Source organism: Pseudomonas sp. TE3910, from assembly GCF_056279025.1.
In genome coordinates this window covers 1,281,035-1,300,113 of the sequence record NZ_JBWBQN010000001.1, presented here as the reverse complement: position 1 = coordinate 1,300,113, position 19,079 = coordinate 1,281,035, and the positions used below count along the sequence as shown (strand labels likewise).

At 58.4% G+C, this 19,079-nt stretch carries 16 protein-coding genes; 12 read left to right on the top strand and 4 right to left on the bottom strand.

Translation table 11 applies throughout. The features are described 5' to 3' along the window. Positions 1 to 64 precede the first annotated feature (64 nt). The 7 genes from ACZ9H3_RS05690 (at position 65) to ahpF (ending at position 7,569) form a co-directional block, all read left to right on the top strand. Complete coding sequence (locus ACZ9H3_RS05690) at positions 65 to 415, top strand: hypothetical protein (protein WP_065761840.1); 351 nt, start codon at positions 65 to 67, stop codon at positions 413 to 415. A gap of 160 nt (positions 416 to 575) precedes the next feature. Then, positions 576 to 1,226 carry a c-type cytochrome gene (locus ACZ9H3_RS05685; RefSeq protein ID WP_065761839.1) on the top strand — a complete coding sequence of 217 codons (651 nt, stop codon included), beginning with the start codon at positions 576 to 578 and terminating at the stop codon, positions 1,224 to 1,226. Next, positions 1,223 to 2,134 (top strand): c-type cytochrome, encoded by a 912-nt coding sequence (locus tag ACZ9H3_RS05680; RefSeq protein WP_476220077.1) that lies wholly within the window; start codon positions 1,223 to 1,225, stop codon positions 2,132 to 2,134. Before ACZ9H3_RS05685 ends, ACZ9H3_RS05680 begins: the two co-directional genes overlap by 4 nt. A 189-nt stretch (positions 2,135 to 2,323) precedes the next feature. Continuing rightward, complete coding sequence (gene galU / locus ACZ9H3_RS05675; protein WP_065761837.1) at positions 2,324 to 3,163, top strand: UTP--glucose-1-phosphate uridylyltransferase GalU; 840 nt, start codon at positions 2,324 to 2,326, stop codon at positions 3,161 to 3,163. A 103-nt stretch (positions 3,164 to 3,266) separates the two neighbouring features. Then, a complete protein-coding gene (gene gorA, locus ACZ9H3_RS05670; protein ID WP_065761836.1) occupies positions 3,267 to 4,622 on the top strand; it encodes a glutathione-disulfide reductase in 1,356 nt (451 codons plus the stop codon). 703 nt (positions 4,623 to 5,325) lie between these two features. After that, positions 5,326 to 5,889: an alkyl hydroperoxide reductase subunit C gene (gene ahpC, locus ACZ9H3_RS05665; RefSeq protein WP_099775108.1), complete on the top strand. Its 564-nt coding sequence runs from the start codon at positions 5,326 to 5,328 to the stop codon at positions 5,887 to 5,889. Positions 5,890 to 6,006: 117 nt separating this feature from the next. After that, a complete protein-coding gene (gene ahpF / locus ACZ9H3_RS05660; protein WP_476220074.1) occupies positions 6,007 to 7,569 on the top strand; it encodes an alkyl hydroperoxide reductase subunit F in 1,563 nt (520 codons plus the stop codon). Between the two features lie 98 nt (positions 7,570 to 7,667). On the opposite strand, the gene gloA is transcribed toward ahpF, so the two are convergent. Both gloA and ACZ9H3_RS05650 read right to left on the bottom strand, forming a co-directional pair. After that, entirely contained in the window at positions 7,668 to 8,189 is a 522-nt protein-coding gene (gloA, locus tag ACZ9H3_RS05655; protein ID WP_065762010.1) for a lactoylglutathione lyase, read from the bottom strand. 226 nt (positions 8,190 to 8,415) lie between these two features. Beyond that, positions 8,416 to 8,775, bottom strand: coding sequence for a histone-like nucleoid-structuring protein, MvaT/MvaU family (locus ACZ9H3_RS05650; protein ID WP_099776696.1), 360 nt, complete (start codon positions 8,773 to 8,775; stop codon positions 8,416 to 8,418). A gap of 354 nt (positions 8,776 to 9,129) precedes the next feature. Between ACZ9H3_RS05650 and ACZ9H3_RS05645 the strand changes: the two genes are divergently transcribed. The 5 genes from ACZ9H3_RS05645 to ACZ9H3_RS05625 all read left to right on the top strand — a co-directional run bounded on the left by ACZ9H3_RS05645 (position 9,130) and on the right by ACZ9H3_RS05625 (position 16,769). Further along, entirely contained in the window at positions 9,130 to 10,419 is a 1,290-nt protein-coding gene (locus ACZ9H3_RS05645) for an OprD family porin (protein ID WP_099775105.1), read from the top strand. A 62-nt stretch (positions 10,420 to 10,481) separates the two neighbouring features. Beyond that, positions 10,482 to 11,222 (top strand): precorrin-6A synthase (deacetylating), encoded by a 741-nt coding sequence (cobF, locus tag ACZ9H3_RS05640; protein ID WP_099775104.1) that lies wholly within the window; start codon positions 10,482 to 10,484, stop codon positions 11,220 to 11,222. A gap of 161 nt (positions 11,223 to 11,383) precedes the next feature. Next, positions 11,384 to 13,411 (top strand): type VI secretion system Vgr family protein, encoded by a 2,028-nt coding sequence (locus ACZ9H3_RS05635; protein ID WP_476220070.1) that lies wholly within the window; start codon positions 11,384 to 11,386, stop codon positions 13,409 to 13,411. Continuing rightward, entirely contained in the window at positions 13,408 to 14,238 is an 831-nt protein-coding gene (locus ACZ9H3_RS05630; RefSeq protein ID WP_476220068.1) for a DUF4123 domain-containing protein, read from the top strand. The genes ACZ9H3_RS05635 and ACZ9H3_RS05630 overlap by 4 nt, the downstream gene beginning before the upstream one ends. A gap of 29 nt (positions 14,239 to 14,267) precedes the next feature. Continuing rightward, a complete protein-coding gene (locus tag ACZ9H3_RS05625) occupies positions 14,268 to 16,769 on the top strand; it encodes a LysM peptidoglycan-binding domain-containing protein (protein WP_476220066.1) in 2,502 nt (833 codons plus the stop codon). A gap of 51 nt (positions 16,770 to 16,820) precedes the next feature. Here ACZ9H3_RS05625 and ACZ9H3_RS05620 read toward each other — a convergent pair whose 3' ends face one another. Further along, positions 16,821 to 17,825 (bottom strand): formylglycine-generating enzyme family protein, encoded by a 1,005-nt coding sequence (locus ACZ9H3_RS05620; protein ID WP_476220064.1) that lies wholly within the window; start codon positions 17,823 to 17,825, stop codon positions 16,821 to 16,823. A 142-nt stretch (positions 17,826 to 17,967) separates the two neighbouring features. Next, positions 17,968 to 18,972: a formylglycine-generating enzyme family protein gene (locus ACZ9H3_RS05615; protein WP_476220062.1), complete on the bottom strand. Its 1,005-nt coding sequence runs from the start codon at positions 18,970 to 18,972 to the stop codon at positions 17,968 to 17,970. Between the last annotated feature and the right edge of the window lie 107 nt (positions 18,973 to 19,079).

Below are 19,079 nucleotides of genomic sequence, written 5' to 3'. Positions count from 1 at the left end.
CTGCCAATCAAGGGAGCAAATCTGTCGGCGCGTGGTCAGAACTTTTTTCGATGGAGTGGTATCGATGAGATGGCTTGTCCCAGCGTTGGCAGTAACGCTGACTGGTTGTGCGAGTGTGGCAGAGCTTGAGCAAACCCCCGAGACCCTGGATGTTATTTCAGGCAAGTCGCCCCAGGCGTATGCCCATTGTGTCCAGCAAGCGCTGGCCGACAGTCGCGCACCTTTGCAACTGGAAGAGCGCCATGATGGGGTTCGCTTGATCGTGCCGCAAAAACTTTCCGCTGGGCCTGCAGCGGTATTCGATATTGAAAAACGTGGCAGTGGCAGCAGCATCAAGTTGTATGAACGCCTGAACAACTTCCCAATGCGTTTGGGGGATGTGAAAACCGCAGCCACGCACTGTATCTCGGGCTGAGGCCGGTGTTTCGATGATGGCCTCCAGATAGAACGATTCAGCGCGGTATCCCTCCTTTTCCAGTGTTGGCGCAATGTTTGTAGCGGGCGGTATATAGGCCTACTATCCATAGGCTTATATTTTATGTGCCTAAGCTAATAACTAGAAAATGGAGTTCGTGATGATCCCACTGGATCGAATCCTGGCGAGCGGCGCATTGCTGCTCTCGCTTCAGGTCGCGCAGGCTACGGAAGGTCAAAACGTTTTCACTCAAGGCGGCCAGAACCCCGCCGCCATGGCATGCATGGGCTGTCACGGCGCTGATGGCATGGGCATGGCAGCGGCCGGGTTCCCACGGTTGGCAGGCTTGCCTGCCGGCTACCTGAGCAAGCAACTGGCCGACTTTCGTAGTGGCAGCCGCAAGAACCCGATCATGGAGCCGTTGGCCAAGGCCCTGAGCGCCTCGGAAATCCAGGCAGTCAGCGCTGCCCTGGCAGCCATGCCCACGCCGAAAACCCCGCTTGTCCGCCGTCAGCAGATGGCGAGCAGCCCAGATGAGAAGCTGGCGCTGTACGGCGATTGGGCGCGCAGCATTCCTGGCTGTGTCCAGTGCCATGGCCCCGGAGGCGTGGGCGTCGGCGAGCATTTTCCGCCACTGGTGCATCAGCCGGCCACCTATCTGGCGGCACAGCTCAACGCGTGGCGAGACGGCACTCGCAGCAACGATTCCAACCAGCTCATGGTTGGCGTAGCCAAGGCATTGAGTGACGACGAGGTCAAGGCGGTAGCGGAGTACTTTGCCAACCTTGGCAGCCAGGAGGGCAAACAATGACGCGCTTTATCTTGGCTTCGCTGGCATTGTCCATCAGCAGTGTTCACGCTGCACAGGTTGTCATGGAGGACCAGTCCCAGTTGAACGTGCCACCTGCCAGCACGGCAAGTGGCTTCGTTCCTCCTGCCGAACGTGAACTGCCGGACAACGCGTTCGGCAAGATGGTCCGTGATGGCTACGCCCTGTTCGTCGATACTCGGCGGCTGATGCCGAACTACGTCGGCAATGGTCTCAATTGCAGTAACTGCCACCTTGATCAGGGGCGCCTGGCCAACTCGGCCCCGCTGTGGGGGGCGTACCCCATGTACCCGGCCTATCGCAAGAAAAACGACAAGGTCAACACCTTCGCCGAGCGTATCCAAGGGTGTTTTCAGTTCAGCATGAATGGCAAGCCGCCTGCAGCGGATAGCCCGGAAATGACCGCCTTGTCGGTCTACGCCTACTGGTTGGCCAGCAAGGCGCCGATTGGCGTCGAGACACCCGGGCGTGGTTACCCGGACGTACCGGAACCTGCTCAGGGTTACGATTTCAGCCGGGGCGAGCAGGTGTACAAGGATCAGTGCGCGGTGTGTCATGGCAACAACGGTGAAGGCCAGAAGGTTGCCAGCGACTATGTGATGCCGCCACTTTGGGGCAAGGACTCCTATAACTGGGGCGCGGGCATGCACCGGATCAATACGGCCACCTCGTTCATCAAGCACAATATGCCCTTGGGCAAGCCCGGCAGCCTCTCGGACCAGCAAGCCTGGGACGTGGCGGCTTACATCAACAAACACGAGCGCCCTCAGGATCCACGGCTGATCGAAGGCTCCATCGAGAAGACCCGTCTGAAGTTCCACGCCAATGATGGCGTGAACCTGTATGGGCAAAAGGTCGAGGGTGTCTTGATTGGTCAAGGCACTGAGTAAGCTCAGCCCCTGCCATTTTGTGCCTGTCGAGGGTGATCGGCAGGTGCAATATTTACCTGGCCAGGGAACTATCTACACTGGTATTTCTCTATTTGGCATCGGCTAACCGTGGGTGGGGCATTGTAAGGTGACCGCCGCCTGATTAGACTGCGCCGAATTTCGTACGCACAGCCCTTGTTAAGGACTTTTATGATCAAAAAATGCTTGTTCCCGGCAGCCGGTTACGGCACTCGCTTCCTGCCAGCAACCAAAGCCATGCCCAAGGAAATGCTGCCGGTGGTGAACAAGCCACTGATCCAGTACGGCGTTGAAGAGGCGCTGGAGGCAGGTCTGAACGAGATCTCCATCGTTACCGGTCGTGGCAAGCGTGCTCTGGAAGACCATTTCGACATCAGCTACGAGCTGGAAAACCAGATCAAGGGCACCGACAAGGAAAAGTACCTGGTCGGTATTCGCCGCCTGCTCGACGAGTGCTCGTTCTCCTACACCCGTCAGACCGAAATGAAAGGCCTGGGCCACGCGATCCTGACCGGTCGTCCGCTGATCGGCGACGAGCCGTTTGCCGTAGTACTGGCCGACGACCTGTGCGTCAACCTGGAAGGCGATGGCGTGCTGACCCAGATGGTCAAGCTGTACAAGCAGTTCCGCTGCTCGATCGTGGCCATCCAGGAAGTCGATCCTTCGGAAACCAACAAGTACGGCGTGATTGCCGGCGAGATGATCCGTGACGACATTTACCGCGTCCATAGCATGGTCGAGAAGCCAAAGCCTGAAGATGCGCCGTCGAACCTGGCCATCATTGGTCGCTACATCCTGACGCCGGACATCTTCGACCTGATCGAGCAGACCGAGCCAGGCAAGGGTGGCGAGATCCAGATCACCGACGCCCTGATGAAGCAGGCGCAGAACGGCTGCGTAATGGCCTACAAATTCAAGGGCAAGCGTTTTGACTGCGGTGGTGCCGAAGGCTACATCGACGCCACGAACTTCTGCTTCGAAAACTTCTACAAGACCGGCAAGGCCTACTGATTTGTTGGCGTAACCGTTGAAGTCGAAAAAGCCACCTTCGGGTGGCTTTTTTGTTCCTGGCTGCCGCCGGGGTTATGCTGATGGCCTGCCAAGGAGACCTGAGATGGCCTACGATTTTGATCTGTTCGTGATTGGTGCCGGTTCCGGCGGTGTGCGTGCGGCACGCTTTGCCGCGGGCTTCGGTGCAAAGGTGGCGGTTGCCGAAAGCCGTTACCTGGGGGGGACCTGCGTAAACGTTGGCTGCGTGCCGAAAAAACTGCTGGTCTACGGCGCTCATTTCGCCGATGACTTTGAGCAAGCCAGTGGTTTTGGCTGGTCACTGGAAGATGCACAGTTCGATTGGGGGCAATTGATCGCCAACAAGAACCGTGAAATCGAGCGGCTCAATGGTATCTATCGCAACCTGCTGCTGAACAGCGGCGTGACCTTGCTTGAGGGGCATGCGCGGCTGACCGGGGCCCATGAAGTGGAGGTCGACGGGCAGCGTTACAGCGCCGAGCACATTCTGATCGCTACCGGTGGCTGGCCGCAGACTCCGGACATCCCGGGTAAAGAGTTGGCCATCAGTTCCAACGAAGCTTTCTACCTGAAGGACCTGCCCAAGCGCGTGCTGGTGGTGGGTGGCGGTTACATCGCGGTAGAGTTTGCCGGTATTTTCCAAGGGCTCGGTGCCAAAACTTCGCTGCTCTACCGAGGGGACCTGTTCCTGCGCGGCTTCGACGGTGCCGTGCGTGAGCACCTGAAGGAGGAACTGGAAAAGCGCGGCATGGACCTGCAGTTCAATACTGAAATTCGCAGTATCGAGAAACAGGCGGACGGAAGCCTCAAGGCCACCCTCAACGATGGCCGTGAACTGATCGCCGATTGCGTGTTTTACGCCACTGGGCGTCGTCCGATGCTGGATAACCTGGGCCTGGAAAACACCGGTGTCGAACTTGATTCGCGCGGCTTCATCCGCGTCGACGAACTGTTTCAGACCACTGATCCATCGATTCTGGCGATTGGTGATGTGATCGGGCGTGTGCAATTGACCCCGGTGGCGCTGGCCGAGGGTATGGCCGTGGTGCGGCGCCTGTTCAAGCCTGAGCAGTACCGTAAGGTTGACTACCAGAACATACCGACAGCGGTGTTCAGTCAGCCGCCGATTGGCACTGTTGGCCTGAGCGAAGAGCAGGCGGTCGCGCAGGGCTATGAGGTGAGTATTTTTGAAAGCCGTTTCCGGCCAATGAAACTGACCCTCACCGAGTGTCAGGAACGTACCTTGATGAAGCTGGTAGTCGATGCCAAGACGGACCGCGTCCTTGGCTGCCATATGGTTGGCCCGGATGCTGGCGAGATCATCCAGGGGCTGGGTATTGCACTGAAGGCGGGTGCAACCAAACAGCAATTCGACGAAACCATCGGTGTGCATCCAACGGCTGCCGAAGAGTTTGTGACCATGCGCACGCCGGTTCGCTAATCGTCGCCCGTTGCAGGCACCTGTGTTGGAGCAGCTTTTGTTGGAGCTGGCTTGCCTGCGATGGCGTCGGCGGGGTGGCAGTAAGTGCGCGGCGGCTGCATCGCGGGCAAGACCCGCTCCTACAGGCTGTTTAGCTTTTGTTGGAGCTGGCTTGCCTGCGATGGCGTCGGCGGGGTGGCAGTAAGTGCGCGGCGTCTGCATCGCGGGCAAGCCCCGCTCCTACAGGCTGTTTAGCTTTTGTTGGAGCTGGCTTGCCTGCGATGGCGTCGGCGGGGTGGCAGTAAGTGCGCGGCGGCTGCATCGCGGGCAAGCCCTGCTCCTACAGGCTGTTTAGCTTTTGTTGGCGCTGGCTTGCTTGCGATGGCGTCGGCGGGGTGGCAGTGAGTGCGCGGCGGCTGCATCGCGGGCAAGACCCGCTCCTACAGGCTGTTTAGCTTTTGTTGGAGCAGGCTTGCCTGCGATGGCGTCGGCGGGGTGGCAGTGAGTGCGCGGCGGCTGCATCGCGGGCAAGACCCGCTCCTACAGGCTGTTTAGCTTTTGTTGGAGCTGGCTTGCCTGCGATACAAACAGAAATCTTCTATTAATCACTTCGGCTTATAGCCAAAACCAATCGGCGGCATCAGCTTTGCCAATGAGCGATTTTTTCGATAAGTGACTAGGATTCTCTCCATCAGATTTCTCAACCCCTGAAGGAGCGTCACTCATGCCTATCATCAATAGCCAGGTCAAACCGTTCAACGCTACCGCTTACCACAACGGCAAGTTCGTCGAGGTGTCGGAAGCTGACCTGAAGGGCAAATGGTCTGTAGTATTTTTCTACCCGGCCGACTTCACCTTCGTCTGCCCAACCGAGCTGGGCGACCTGGCCGACAACTACGCCGAATTCCAGAAGCTGGGCGTAGAGATCTATGGCGTGTCCACCGACACCCACTTCACCCACAAAGCGTGGCACGACACCTCGGACACCATCGGCAAGATCCAGTACCCGCTGATCGGTGACCCAACCCACGTCATCTCCCGCAACTTCGACGTGCTGATCGAAGAAGCCGGTCTGGCTGACCGCGGTACTTTCGTGATCAACCCGCAAGGCCAGATCAAAATCGTCGAGCTGAATGACGGCGGTGTCGGTCGTGATGCCAGTGAGCTGCTGCGCAAGGTCAAGGCCGCCCAGTACGTTGCCGCCCACCCAGGCGAAGTCTGCCCGGCCAAGTGGAAAGAAGGCGAAGCCACCCTGGCGCCATCGCTGGACCTGGTCGGCAAGATCTAAGTCCGTGAACCAGCCGAGGGCGGTCTACCGCACCTGACGTTGTCACCGCCCCGCAAAACGCCCGGGCGCTTTCGCCCGGGCGTTGTTTTTTCTACTGTTTAAAAAGGAATCGCCCGTATGTTGGACGCCACGCTTAAAACTCAGTTGAAGTCCTACCTGGAGCGGGTTACTCAGCCGATCGAGATCGTTGCTTCCCTCGACGACGGCGCGAAGTCCCGTGAATTGCACGACCTGCTGCGCGAAATCGCCAGCCTGTCGAACCTGATTACCTTGCGTGAGGATGGCAGTGACGCCCGTCGCCCGTCGTTCTCGCTCAATCGCCCTGGCGCCGATATCAGCCTGCGTTTCGCGGGTATCCCCCTGGGGCACGAATTCACCTCGTTGGTGCTGGCGCTGCTGCAGGTCGGCGGTCATCCGTCCAAGGCCGGCGCCGAAGTGATCGAGCAGATTGGTGCGCTCAAGGGTGAGTTCAACTTTGAAACCTACTTCTCGCTGTCCTGCCAGAACTGCCCGGATGTGGTCCAGGCGCTTAACCTGATGGCGGTACTCAATCCGAGCGTGCGCCACGTCGCGATCGACGGCGCGCTGTTCCAGGATGAAGTCGAGTCGCGCAAGGTCATGGCCGTGCCAAGTGTGTACCTCAATGGTGAGGTCTTCGGTCAGGGCCGCATGGGGCTGGAGGAGATCCTCGGCAAACTCGACACCAGCGCCGGTGAGCGTCAGGCCGAGAAGATCAATGCCAAGGACGCGTTCGACGTGCTGGTGGTCGGTGGTGGCCCGGCCGGTGCTGCAGCGGCCATTTATGCAGCGCGCAAGGGTATTCGTACCGGTGTTGCTGCTGAGCGTTTTGGCGGTCAGGTACTCGATACCATGGCAATCGAGAACTTTATCTCGGTGCAGGAAACCGAAGGGCCGAAGCTGGCTACGGCGCTGGAGGAGCACGTCAAGCAGTACGACGTCGACATCATGAACCTGCAGCGTGCCGACGCGCTGATTCCAGGAACCGATGGTGGCCTGCACGAGGTGCGCCTGGCCAGTGGTGCGTCGCTCAAGGCCAAGACCGTCATTCTTGCTACCGGTGCGCGCTGGCGTGAAATGAACGTCCCGGGGGAGAAGGAGTACCGCAGCCGCGGTGTCGCCTATTGCCCGCACTGCGATGGCCCGCTGTTCAAAGGCAAGCGCGTGGCGGTGATCGGTGGTGGCAACTCCGGTGTGGAAGCGGCTATCGACCTGGCGGGTATCGTTGCTCAGGTCACCCTGATCGAGTTTGACAGCCAACTGCGTGCCGATGCGGTACTGCAACGCAAGCTGCACAGCTTGCCCAACGTCAAGGTCATCACCAGCGCCTTGACGACTGAAGTCCTGGGCGATGGGCAGAAGGTCAGCGGCTTGCGCTATAAGGACCGCACGACTGAAGTGGTGCATGATCTGGCGCTGGAAGGGATCTTTGTACAGATCGGCTTGCTGCCCAATACCGATTGGCTCAAGGGCACCGTCGAACTGTCCGCGCGTGGCGAGATTGTGGTCGATGCCCGCGGTCAGACCAGCCTGCCAGGTGTTTTTGCCGCCGGTGACGTGACCACTGTGCCGTACAAGCAGATTGTCATTGCGGTCGGTGAGGGCGCCAAAGCATCACTGGCAGCCTTTGATCACCTGATTCGTACCTCGGCGCCAGCCTGAGGCCTAGCCTGACCATTACCGAAAGCGCTTCTACCCCAGGAGGGTGGAAGCGCTTTCGGCTGTCTGTGCCCCTGTGACGCAAGCGCCCGGGGCATGGCTTAGAATTCAGTAGGCTGAATGATCTCGACCCAGTAATCGTCCGGGTCCTTGATGAAGGCCAGATGCTTCATGCGGCCATCGCTCAGGCGCTTCTGGAAGGTGACACCCAGTGCTTCAAAGCGTTCGCAGGCCGCGCGGATGTCCGGTACCGAAATGCAGATATGGCCAAAGCCGCGCGGATCGGTGTTGCCATTGTGATAGGCGAACGCAGGATCATTCTCGGTGCCGTGGTTGTGTGTCAATTCAAGGATGCCAGGAATCGACTTCATCCACGTGTTACGTGCTGCTGGATCGCTGGGGATCTGCGCCTTGTCGACCAGGGCGAGGAAGTACAGGCTGAATTCAGCTTCCGGGAAATCGCGCTTTTCCACCAGGCTGAAGCCCAGTACACGGGTGTAGAAGTCCAGGGATTTGGCGACATCCTTGACCCGCAACATGGTGTGGTTGAACACGAAGTTTTGGGTCGCAGCGTCCGGTTGTGCAGTGACGCCAGGAAGTGTGTCGAGATGTTGCAAGCTCATGGGCTCTCCGCAGAAAAGGCTGGCACGGTGGTGCCAGTGAAACGGTCAGACGGCCATGATACGGAAGTGAAGCGATTGCGCAAACGGTTTGCGCCCTGCAGACGGGGTCGGCAGGGCGCAATCAAATAAGTAGCCCGCCGGAGCGGGCAAATGGGGCGCTAGTCCTTTAGCAGCTTTCATCCTGGAAGAGATGATGTGAAAAATATGTGAAGTAAAAGGGCGTTTTTCAGTGGCGTACCCAGCTCTCGACCGTCTGCGCACCGTACTGTTGTTTCCAGGCTTTCAGGCCACGGTGATTGCCCCCTTTGGTTTCGATCAACTCGCCGGTGTGGGGGTTTTCGTAGACTTTTACCACGCGTGGACGACGTTGCCGGACAGTGGCGGGCGATGTCTTTTCGGCTGCTTTGGGATCGAGTATTTCGATCACATCGCGCAGGCTCTTGCCATAGCTGTTCATCAGGCCGACAAGTTTCTGCTCGAACTCTATTTCACGTTTTAGGCCGGCATCCTTTTTCAAGGCCTCCAGTTGAGCAAGCTGTTCCTGGAGCGCTCTTTCGGCAGCACGAAACTCAGCAAGTCGGGACACAATCATTACTCCTCTTTATCTGCAATGGCGTTGTATGCACGGCCATCATTAGCGTATTGAAAAGCACAGCGGTCGCAGGGGGCATGGCGTCATAGTAATAATCAGTGTAGTCAATAAATAACGCGCCGCGGTTAGGCTTTTATAATGACGGTGTGCAGAACTATTGAACTACAGCGCTTTCCGCTATTTGAGGATTAGTCGAGCGACCGAGGTGTCTAGACCAAGGTCCAATGGCCCGTTCTAGAGCGGTTTGGTGATAATTTAAGGTCGCCGCAGGTGGTATGTCGGTGCATGTGGCCGGTGCCAGGAAGGGCGCCGGTTGGTTCTTTGCCTTTATTCGGATTGTCGTAACTCATGTTCCCCCCCTCTCCATTTGTCCAAGGGCGCCATCTGGCGGGCCTAGTGGCCCTGTTTGCCGGTTTTTCGGCCCAGGCCGCCGGTTTTCTTGACGACACCAGTGCCAAAGTCGAGGCACGTAATGTCTATTTCAATCGCGACTTTCGCGATGGTCACACCAGCTCGCAACAGGGGGGCTCAAAACGTGAAGAGTGGGCTCAGGGCTTTATCCTGAATGTGCAATCCGGTTATACCGAAGGGCCTGTCGGGTTTGGCGTTGATGCACTGGGCATGTTCGGTTTCAAGCTCGACTCCAGCCCCGGCGACAGTAACAGTGGACTGTTGCCTTCCAGTGGCCACAACCCCCGGCATTCTGCGGACCAGTACGCAAAGTTGGGCGTAGCGGGGAAAGTGCGCTACTCGAACACCGTGCTCAAGTACGGTGCAATGATGCCCGATGTGCCGTTGCTCAAATACAACGATGGCCGTTTGTTGCCAACCATGTTCCACGGCACCCAGTTGACCTCTGAAGAGGTCAAGGACCTCAAGTTCATGGCGGCGCGCCTGGATCGCTACACCGCGCGGGATTCGACCGATGCACAAGAGATTCGCGTACATTGCAAGAACAAGCGCTACGCCTGCGATACCAAGGCCGATCACTTTGACATGGCTGGGGTCGACTACCGTTTCAATGAGCGGCTCACGGGTCAGTACCAGGTTGCGACCCTGGACGACATCTACCGTCAGCACTTCCTGGGCGTGCTCGCCAGCCAGCCCCTGAGCGTGGGCAGCCTGTCGGCAGACCTGCGGCTTATCAAGAGTGACGACATCGGCGCAGCCAAGGCTGGCAGTATCGATCACCGTGCGTTCAGCGGCATGCTGGGCTACGGCCTCGGCGGGCACAAGTTCAGTGCTGGCTGGCAGCGCATGTATGGCGAAAACGCCATGCCGTACCTCGATGGCAGTAATCCGTACCTGGTCAACTATTCTCAGGTCAACGACTTTGCCGCCGCACAGGAGCGTTCCTGGCAACTGCGCTACGACTATGACTTCAAGGCACTGGGTGTTCCGGGGCTGACCTTCTTCACCCGCTACATCAACGGCGACAGTATCAAAGTGCCGGGTAGCCAGGCCGAAGGCAAGGAATGGGAGCGCGACACCGAGTTCAAGTACCAGGTACAGAGCGGTACGTTCAAGGATGTCAGTGTGCGCCTGCGTAACGCTACCTACCGCAGCAACTACGAAAAATTTGCCCGCGACATGGACGAAACCCGGGTGATTGTCAGCTACAACTTCTCGTTGCTGTAAACGGCTTTGCCAGGAATACGCGGCCGTTCGACAATGACCGTGTATTCCTGGGAGCGACAGTGATGAAACACCTGCTGCTGATCGGCATCGGCCCGGGCAATCCCCGACAGATCACGCTGGAAGCCATTGATGCACTGAACCGCGCCGACGTCTTTTTCCTGCTGGACAAGGGGGCGGGCAAGGATGACTTGCTGCGTTCTCGCATGGAGTTGCTTGAGCAGCATGTGCATCGGCCTTACCGGGTGGTTGTGGTTGATGACCCGCTGCGTGACGCCGGGGCACCGGATTATGTCGAGGCCGTACAGTGCTGGCACCGCCTGCGCGCGTGTTTGTATGCGCGACTGCTGGTAGATGAACTGCAGCAGGGGGAATGCGGCGCTTTCCTGCTATGGGGCGACCCTGGGCTGTATGACAGTACATTGCGCATTCTCGATCTGATCGAAGCGCGGCACTTTTCCCTTGAGGTCATTCCCGGTATCAGCAGTGTCCAGGCGCTGGCCGCGCGTCATTGCATCCCCTTGAACCGCATTGGCGAGCCCTTGCAGATACTGCCCGGTCGGCGTTTGGCTGATGTGTCGCCAATTGAAAACGTGGTGGTGATGCTCGACGCCCAGTCGGTCTTTGCCACGCTGGACGATCCGCAGTTGCACATCTATTGGGGCGCTTATCTGGGAACGGATGATGAAATCCTGATCCAGGGGCCGTTGCTGGAGGTCAAGGCACAGATCCTTTCCCGGCGCGAGCAGGCCAGGGCCAGCAAAGGCTGGATCATGGACACCTATTTGCTGCGACGGCTGTACTAAAACAGGCCACACAATTCTGTTTAGCGACGCGTCTGGCGCAGAGTTCAGACGCATCCTACATCCTTCTGAAAACACCCCTGCTAGCGTCAAATCCCTTCGTATGTGGGGTGCTCATGCTTGCACGAGCGCCTCGCCCATCACCGTCGCGATAGGGACAAGGGATGTTCTCAGCCGCCAATCACGCGCACTTCAGCCTGACGATCGATGACCTTCAGCACGACCTTCAGGTGCTGTCATTCACCGGCACGGAAGCCATCAGCACACCCTTTGCCTTTGACGTGGCCTTGGTCAGCGAACGCGCAGACCTTGAGCTTGAAACCTTGCTGCACAAGCAGGCTTTCCTGGCGTTCAACGCGCAGGGCGCCGGCATTCACGGGCAGGTTTACCGCGTTTCGCAGGGCGATGCGGGCAAGCGCCTGACCCGCTACAACCTGAGGCTGGTGCCGCAACTGGCCTACCTCGGGCTGCGCCGCAACCACCGGATTTTCCAGCAGCGCACGCTGGCGCAGATCATCGCCCAGGTGCTTGAGGAACACGGCATCCTCAGCGATGCCTACCAACTGCACCTGGAAAAGACCAGTACCCCACGGGAGTATTGCGTGCAGTACGGCGAGTCCGACCTGCACTTTCTGCAGCGCCTGTGTTTCGAGGAGGGCGTCAGTTATACCTTCCGGCACAGCCGCACCGGGCACACGGTGGTGTTCAGTGACCACCAGACCTTTTTCCCCAAACTCGGCCAGCCCACCCCCTACCAACAGGACAGTGGCCTGGTGGCCGACGAGCCGGTAATCAGCCGTTTCAACCTGCGCGTGGAAGCGCGCACCCGGCGCACGTTCTGGCGTGACTACGACTTCGAGAAATCCAGCTTCGTGCTCGAGGCCGAGCTTCAGGCCGATACGGCCTACCCGGAGCCGAACCCGGAGGATTACACCTACCCCGGTGGTTTTCTGCAGGGCGAGGAGGGCAAGCGACTCAGCCAGCGCGCCCTGGAACGCCACCGGGCCGAGCACCGAGTAGCGGAGGGCCGAAGCGACCAGCCGAGCCTGGTGACGGGCCATCTGCTGGAGCTGTCCGACCACCCGTGCCAGGCCTTGAACGACCTGTGGCTGCTGACCGAGATTCAGCATCAAGGCAAGCAGCCGCAAGTGCTGGAGGAGAGCATGACTGCCGACTGCGCGGCGGCGGATGACGGCTTCTCGCAGGGCTATCGCAACCACTTTAGCGCCACCCCCTGGGACGTGTTCTACCGTCCGCAGCAGGCGTACCACAAGCCCCGTGTGCTGGGCAGCCAGACGGCCCGGGTTACCGGCCCGAAAGGCGAAGAGGTCTATTGCGACGCTTATGGCCGGGTCAAGGTGCAGTTCCACTGGGACCGCGAGGGCCAGCACAACGACCAGAGCAGTTGCTGGCTGCGGGTCGCCTCGGGCTGGGCCGGCAATGGCCACGGTAGCGTCAGCATTCCACGGGTGGGCATGGAGGTATTGGTGGTCTTTCTGGAGGGCGACCCGGACCGTCCGCTGGTCAGCGGTTGCCTACCCAATAGCCTCAACCCGGTGCCCCATGCCTTGCCGGCGAACAAGACCCGCAGCGTGTTTCGCAGCCGCAGCACACCGGGTGGTGGTGGCTACAACGAACTGCATGTGGAGGACCGCAAAGGTCACGAACTGATCTACCTGCGCGCCCAGCGAGACCTGGAGCAGAAGGTCGAGCGTGACAGCCGGCTGGAGGTGGGCGGTGAGTACTCGGCCCGGGTCGCGGGCAACAGCACCACGGTACTGGAAGCAGAAGAGCATTTCACGGTACTGGCGGATCGCAAGGTTCAGCTCAAGGCCAGTGAGTACCTGGACGTGGGGGCCAGCAGCCACACCCGGATCGGGCAGACGCTGGTGGTGGAGGCGGGGCAACAGATACACCTGAGCTCCGGGTTGAAGGTAGTGCTTGAGGCCGGGGCCAGCCTCACCTTGAGGGCGGGAGGCCACCACCTCGTCATCAGCGCCGGAGGGATATTCAGCAGTACGGAAATTCAACTGGGCGGTGCACCCATGACCGGCACGGCTGCAGCCTCGGTGCCGGTAAGACTGCCGATTTACCAACCGCATGCAGTGCTGGGAGCCTTGTCACCACCCGAAGTCTGTAGTTGCGGCGGCAAGGGTGAGTGCCCAGTTCATCAATCAGGGAAGCCAGCATGATCACATCCATTACTTCGCCGTTCGAGGCACCTGTTGCGTCGGGAACCCTGTGCGTCATCCTCGACGCCTGTTTCGACATGAACCTGCCGACCACCCTCAAGCATGCCTATGGCTACACCCCCGCCTGCTGCGTGCCATTGTTCGAGGGCACGCCCTACGCCGGGCTGCAAGCCGCTGGCCCCTATGTGCTGCGTTGCCCGGCCCATGGCGAACTCGCCGACTACGCCCGTGGCCTGCTGGAGCGGGCCGATGCCGGTTATGTGGCGTACCTGGCGGACGACGCCACCCTTGCGCAGGCCGTGGAGCATTGGCGCAGCCTGCTGACGATGCGCACCGACACCTCCCTGCGGATGCTGCGTTTTTTCGATCCACGCTGGCTCGAACCGTTGCTAACCAGTTTCGACGAGCGTGAGCGGGCGCATTTCATCGGCCCCTGCACTGACCTGGCCTGGCGCAACGAACTTGGCTGGCGTCACTGCGCCAACCCTTACCCCGAGTGGGACGGCGAACTGCGTGCGCCGGGTTGGCTGTACCTGAGCCAGGCGCATCAGGCAGGTCTGGAACAGCGACAACTTGAGGTACTGGCGCAACGCCTGGCTCAGGATTATCAGCGGGCGTTACCCATGCCTGAACCGGTCGAGTTTGTGCTTCGACAACTGCTGGGCGCCCGGCAGGCGGGGTATTCGCACAGGCTTGATATGGAGCGCTGGTTACGGATAGCGCTGGTCAAGGGCGACCACTTCTGGCGTAACACGCCACACGCTGAATATCTGGTGCGTGATGACCTTGCCAGTGCGGACAAGCTCAGCGCGCTTGAACGCCTCTAACTGTAATAACGTACAAGGACGACAAACAGATGCTGGTTAACACCTACACCGTCAAAGCCGGCGACACGCTAGTGCTCATCGCCCAGCAGAATGGGTCTAGCGTGCCAGAGGTACTGGCGCTCAACCCGATCATCAAGGATCCCGATGTGATCAAGGTGGGCTGGCAACTGAACCTGCCTGCTACGCCGTCACAGATACCGTTGCCGCCCCTCAGCTTTGCCAATGACCAGACCTGCCTTTCCATTGAAGGCAGTATCGAATGCAAGGAAGAGCTGGTTGATGTGGTCCATGTGACAGGCTCGCCGCACCTGTGCGTGTTGACCGCCCCGCAGGCCAAGGCCCTGAAACAGGAAGTCGTCTTCGTTCGCGAACTGATGGACGAACTGCACGAAACGCTGGCAGCCGCCCAGCCTGTCAGCCACTGCGCCCGCATCGAAGTGCCTTATGCCGCGTGCAGTTGCACCCGTTGCGTCAAGGAGGACTGGATGCTCAAGGCCGAAGCCGCAGGCGTGCTCACCCGTGAGGCGCCGGTCGAACCTGCTGAGCCGAGCACACCAACGCCGACGACCGAGGAAGATCTGTCCGGGCAACTCCATACCCTGCAGGAAGCCCGCGACTGGTACCAACGCTATGAGCCCAGCCTGTTCTCGGGCAGCCGCAGCGAAAGCAACTGGGAACAACTGCAGCAGCAGAAAGTGCAGGATATCGACGCGAAAATCACCGAACTGCGCACGAAATTGGCGGCCCAGCGCAAGGGCGAAGCCGAAGCCAGCAGCACCCGCTCCACGGCGGCCATGCCCGACCTCAAACACGGTAAAGGCCGTGAGCGCAGAGCAGAACAAGGGCATCAACAGCGCACCGGCATCCATGTGGTGGAAGTGATCCTGTTCAGCGACCCGAGCCGTCGCTACTACATTCGAACAGTGTTTCATGAGCGCATCGACTGGAAAGTGCGCATCAGCACGCAGACTCTTGCCAGTAAACCCTTCAACAAGCAGTTGGCCGGTGAGCTGATCAAGGACATTCAGTCGGCGATCAGCACCAGCCGTAAATCAGGGCCACTGGGTAGCCTGGAGGCCAAGCTGGCCTCGTGGAGCAGTGACAAGGACAACCTGCTCAATACCCTGCACCAGGAAGTCTCCTGGACCTCCAACGCCACCGACGCGACCCGCTACGCCGTCTCGGCCGACGCCCAGGCCCTGCGCTTCGCCGCCAGCGCCAGTGCCGGTATCAATAGCTGGAACCCGGCGCAGGGGTTGATCGACGTCGGGGTCAAGGGCACGGCCGAATTTTCCCTGGCCGACGCCGCGGTGTCCTTCAACAGCTACTTCCCCAGCCAGGGCGGCTACCTGGCCAGCATCACCTACCGCAACGGCGAGGGTAAGACCGTGCGCCACCCCCTGGGCGTGTTCCGCCTGAGCGGCCGGCTGGAGCTGAGCTGCTTTGTGGGCACGCAGTTACAGGGGGAAGCGGCAACAAAGACACAGTACAAACCCCGCGAGCAGCCCGCGGGCGCAACGGCCTTGCTCGGCACGCCAACCCTGGACGTCGGCAAAAGCGGCTACATCGGGGTCAAAGGCACCGCGTTTGCCGGCGCCCAAACCGGTGGTGCCCTGACCGGCAACTTTCAGTGGATCGAACCCGATCTGCAAGGCATTGGCAACATCGAGCCCGGTCAGGCGAATGCCAGCAGCAACTGGGTGGATTTGGCGCAGATCAAGGCGGAGGGGAATGTTGCGTTGGGGGCTGGGCTCAGCGGTGAGTTTGGGATCGAGATTGCCGATAACCGATTGGCGATCCGTTGTAAGGGGGCGATAGTACTGGGACCGGGTGCTGGTGGTGGTTTTACCACTGTGGTGGATTTAGAGCTGGTCGGAAAGCTGGCTCGATTGCTTTGTAAGGCATTGGCTGAGGTGGATTATCGGTATTTGTTGGATGTAACGGAGGGGGCTTTCAATTACTTAACCTCTGGGTTGTTTCGGGCGGCAAGTAGTTCCATGAGTGAGACAAAAGAAGCGTTTCATGAAGGTTTCTATGAAATGTCTATCTGGTGGAAAAAAAGGAACGCCAGCAAGCTCGATGCCGATAGACTCACAACTCACCTGCTTGAGCATCATGCTATCGTGATAAATGGGCAACGTGTTCCATTAGACTTGCTACCACCCGAGACAATGGGCCCCATGGTCCATCTCTTGTCAGAGAGTCTTGTCTGGAGCTTTAACGAGCTCCGGGAGCGTGCATTGATTATGCTGCTTTCCGGTGTGCGCAGTTGGCGGCACTTTATCGAGGTGTTGGAGCACTGTGATCCCAAAGCCCAAAAAGTAAATGCCATGGAGAGTCTGGAACGAATCAATTCGTTACTCGATGCACGCGAGCAACGCCTCTTCAATCGCTTTATTGATGGACTAGCCGTCAATTCGAAAACCGAACGTAGTGAAGAGCGCATGGCCTGGACGCCGAGCTCTTTTAGCACCAAACAGGGAGTTCTATTGGCTGCGCAACGCAGCGGTAGGTTTACAGGGTTGGCGTAATCGCTGAGTTTGACAAGGGCGGATCATTGTGCGCTTGTTTGCTACTGAGATTTAGAGTGGTTGATCGGACTGTATGGAACAGCGGAAACCGAATCCTGGCAAGTATCCACTTTTGACAGGCACATCAGGAAAGCGTCTGACGGTGTTTGCAGTGAGAAGCGGACTCTCTCCAAAACCTGAGCCCCTATGGATGCGTAATGTGCCAGTCTCTGGGCCAGTTGGGTTCTCCAGTGGAGAGTTATGGTAATAATCCTCACTATACCAATCATTAACCCAGTCAACGGCGTTGCCAGATAGGTTGTAAATACCCAGGGGGTTGGGTACGAAGCGATCTACAGCAAAGGTGTGAGTTTCATCGGGGTGAGGAAAATTTCGCCCATACTCCAAACCACCGTTATCGGTAGCAAAAAAAACATACTGACCACGGTTGCGAGCAGCATATTCCCACTGTGCTTCGCTGGGTAAATCGACTGGGTAACCACTCAGCTTGCCCAGCCAATTGCAGTAATCTTTTGCTTCATCCCAGCTTTTGGGGGGAGCAGGATTATTGGGTGTGTACAGGAACTGTATGTCCTCACGCTTACGATCTTCCGCGTCATACAGCGGTTTGCCTTGGGCAATAAAAAACAGATCGAAATCGCGTATCGTGGTCTGGAATTTCGAAAAATAGTAACCGCTCAACTTTACCGGATGAACAAAGTCATCATTGTTGCGAAAGCTGATCGGGCACAACCGCTCTGGCTCAACCCCACACGGCCATTCACACATATTGCTCGGGTCATAGTCACACTTCCACCCAAAATCCCCCATCTGAAACTCACCGCCTTCGACAAACACCATATTGTCCAGCGACTGCACCACGGTGTTGAGCAGTTGGGCGCGTACGTCGGTGGACTGCTTCGGGTAGGTCTGGTCGATGGTCGTTGCGATCTGCCCGACTTTTTCTGCGGAGAGTTTTTCGCTTTTGGGCAATGGCAGGGATTGAGCCTGGCAGCCGGTCAGTAACAGCAGTGCGCAGGCGGGCAGAAGTACGCGAACAGCGGGCAGGTAGAACATGGCAGCATCCCTGTGGGCCAAGCGTCAGAAAAACGTGGACGCTAGCAGATCCTGCTACTGGTTGGATGTAGGACCTTTCCCAAACTGCATTACCAGCGAATGTGCATGCATGGATAGCGAAGGTAACTATAGGCGCATGGTTTTAGAGAGGCTGATGGGACTGTACGGAGCAGCGAAAACCAGTTCCTGGAAAGTAGCCTCTTCTGACAGGATCATAAGGGAAGCGACGCACCGTGCTGGCGTTCAGCAATGGACTTTCCCCTACATCGCTGCCTCTAAGGATTTTTTGGATTCCAACATCAGGTCCTTTGGGGTCTTCCAGGGGCGAATTTCGGTAATAGTCTTCATCGAACCAGTCATTGACCCAGTCAGTAGCGTTTCCTGACATGTTGTAGAGACCGAGCGGGTTGGGTACATAACTGTCCACGGCAAACGTATGACGCTCGCGCGGTTCTGGAAAGTTACGCCCATAGTCCAAGCCGCCATTGTCAGTAGGAAAAAACACGTACTGGCCGCGACTGCGTGCAGCGTATTCCCATTGCGCTTCGGTGGGTAAATCTACCGGATATCCACTGAGCTTTGCGAGCCAACCACAATAGTCTTTGGCCTCCTGCCAGCGTTGAGTGGGTGCAGGCAAGTCGGGTTTGTACAGGAACTGTATATCCTCACGCTTGCGATTTTCTGCGTCATACAGCGGCTTGCCTTGGGCAATAAAAAACAGATCGAAATCGCGTATCGTGGTCTGAAATTTTGAAAGGTAGTAGCTGCTCAACTTTACCGGATGAACAAAATCATCATTGTTGCGAAAGCTGATCGGGCACAACCGCTCTGGCTCAACGCCACACGGCCATTCACACATATTGCTCTGGTCATAGTCACACTTCCAGCCAAAATCCCCCATCTGAAACTCGCCGCCTTCGACAAACACCATATTGTCCAGCGACTGCACCACGGTGTTGAGCAGTTGGGTACGTACATCGGTGGACAGCTTCGGGTAGGTCTGGTCGATGGTCGTCGCAATCTGCGCGACTTTTTCTGCGGAGAGTTTTTCGCTTTTGGGCAATGGCAGGGATTGGGCCTGGCAGCCGGTCAGTAACAGCAGGACCGCAACTGGAAACAGCATTTGAGTCGTTGGCAGGCAGAACACGGCAGCATCCCCAAGGGCCTCAAGGCCAGAGGCTTGGACGCTAGCAGATTGGACCGACGACTGGTTGTAGGACCTTTCCGAAAAGGCGATCGCTGTGAAGGGGCTCA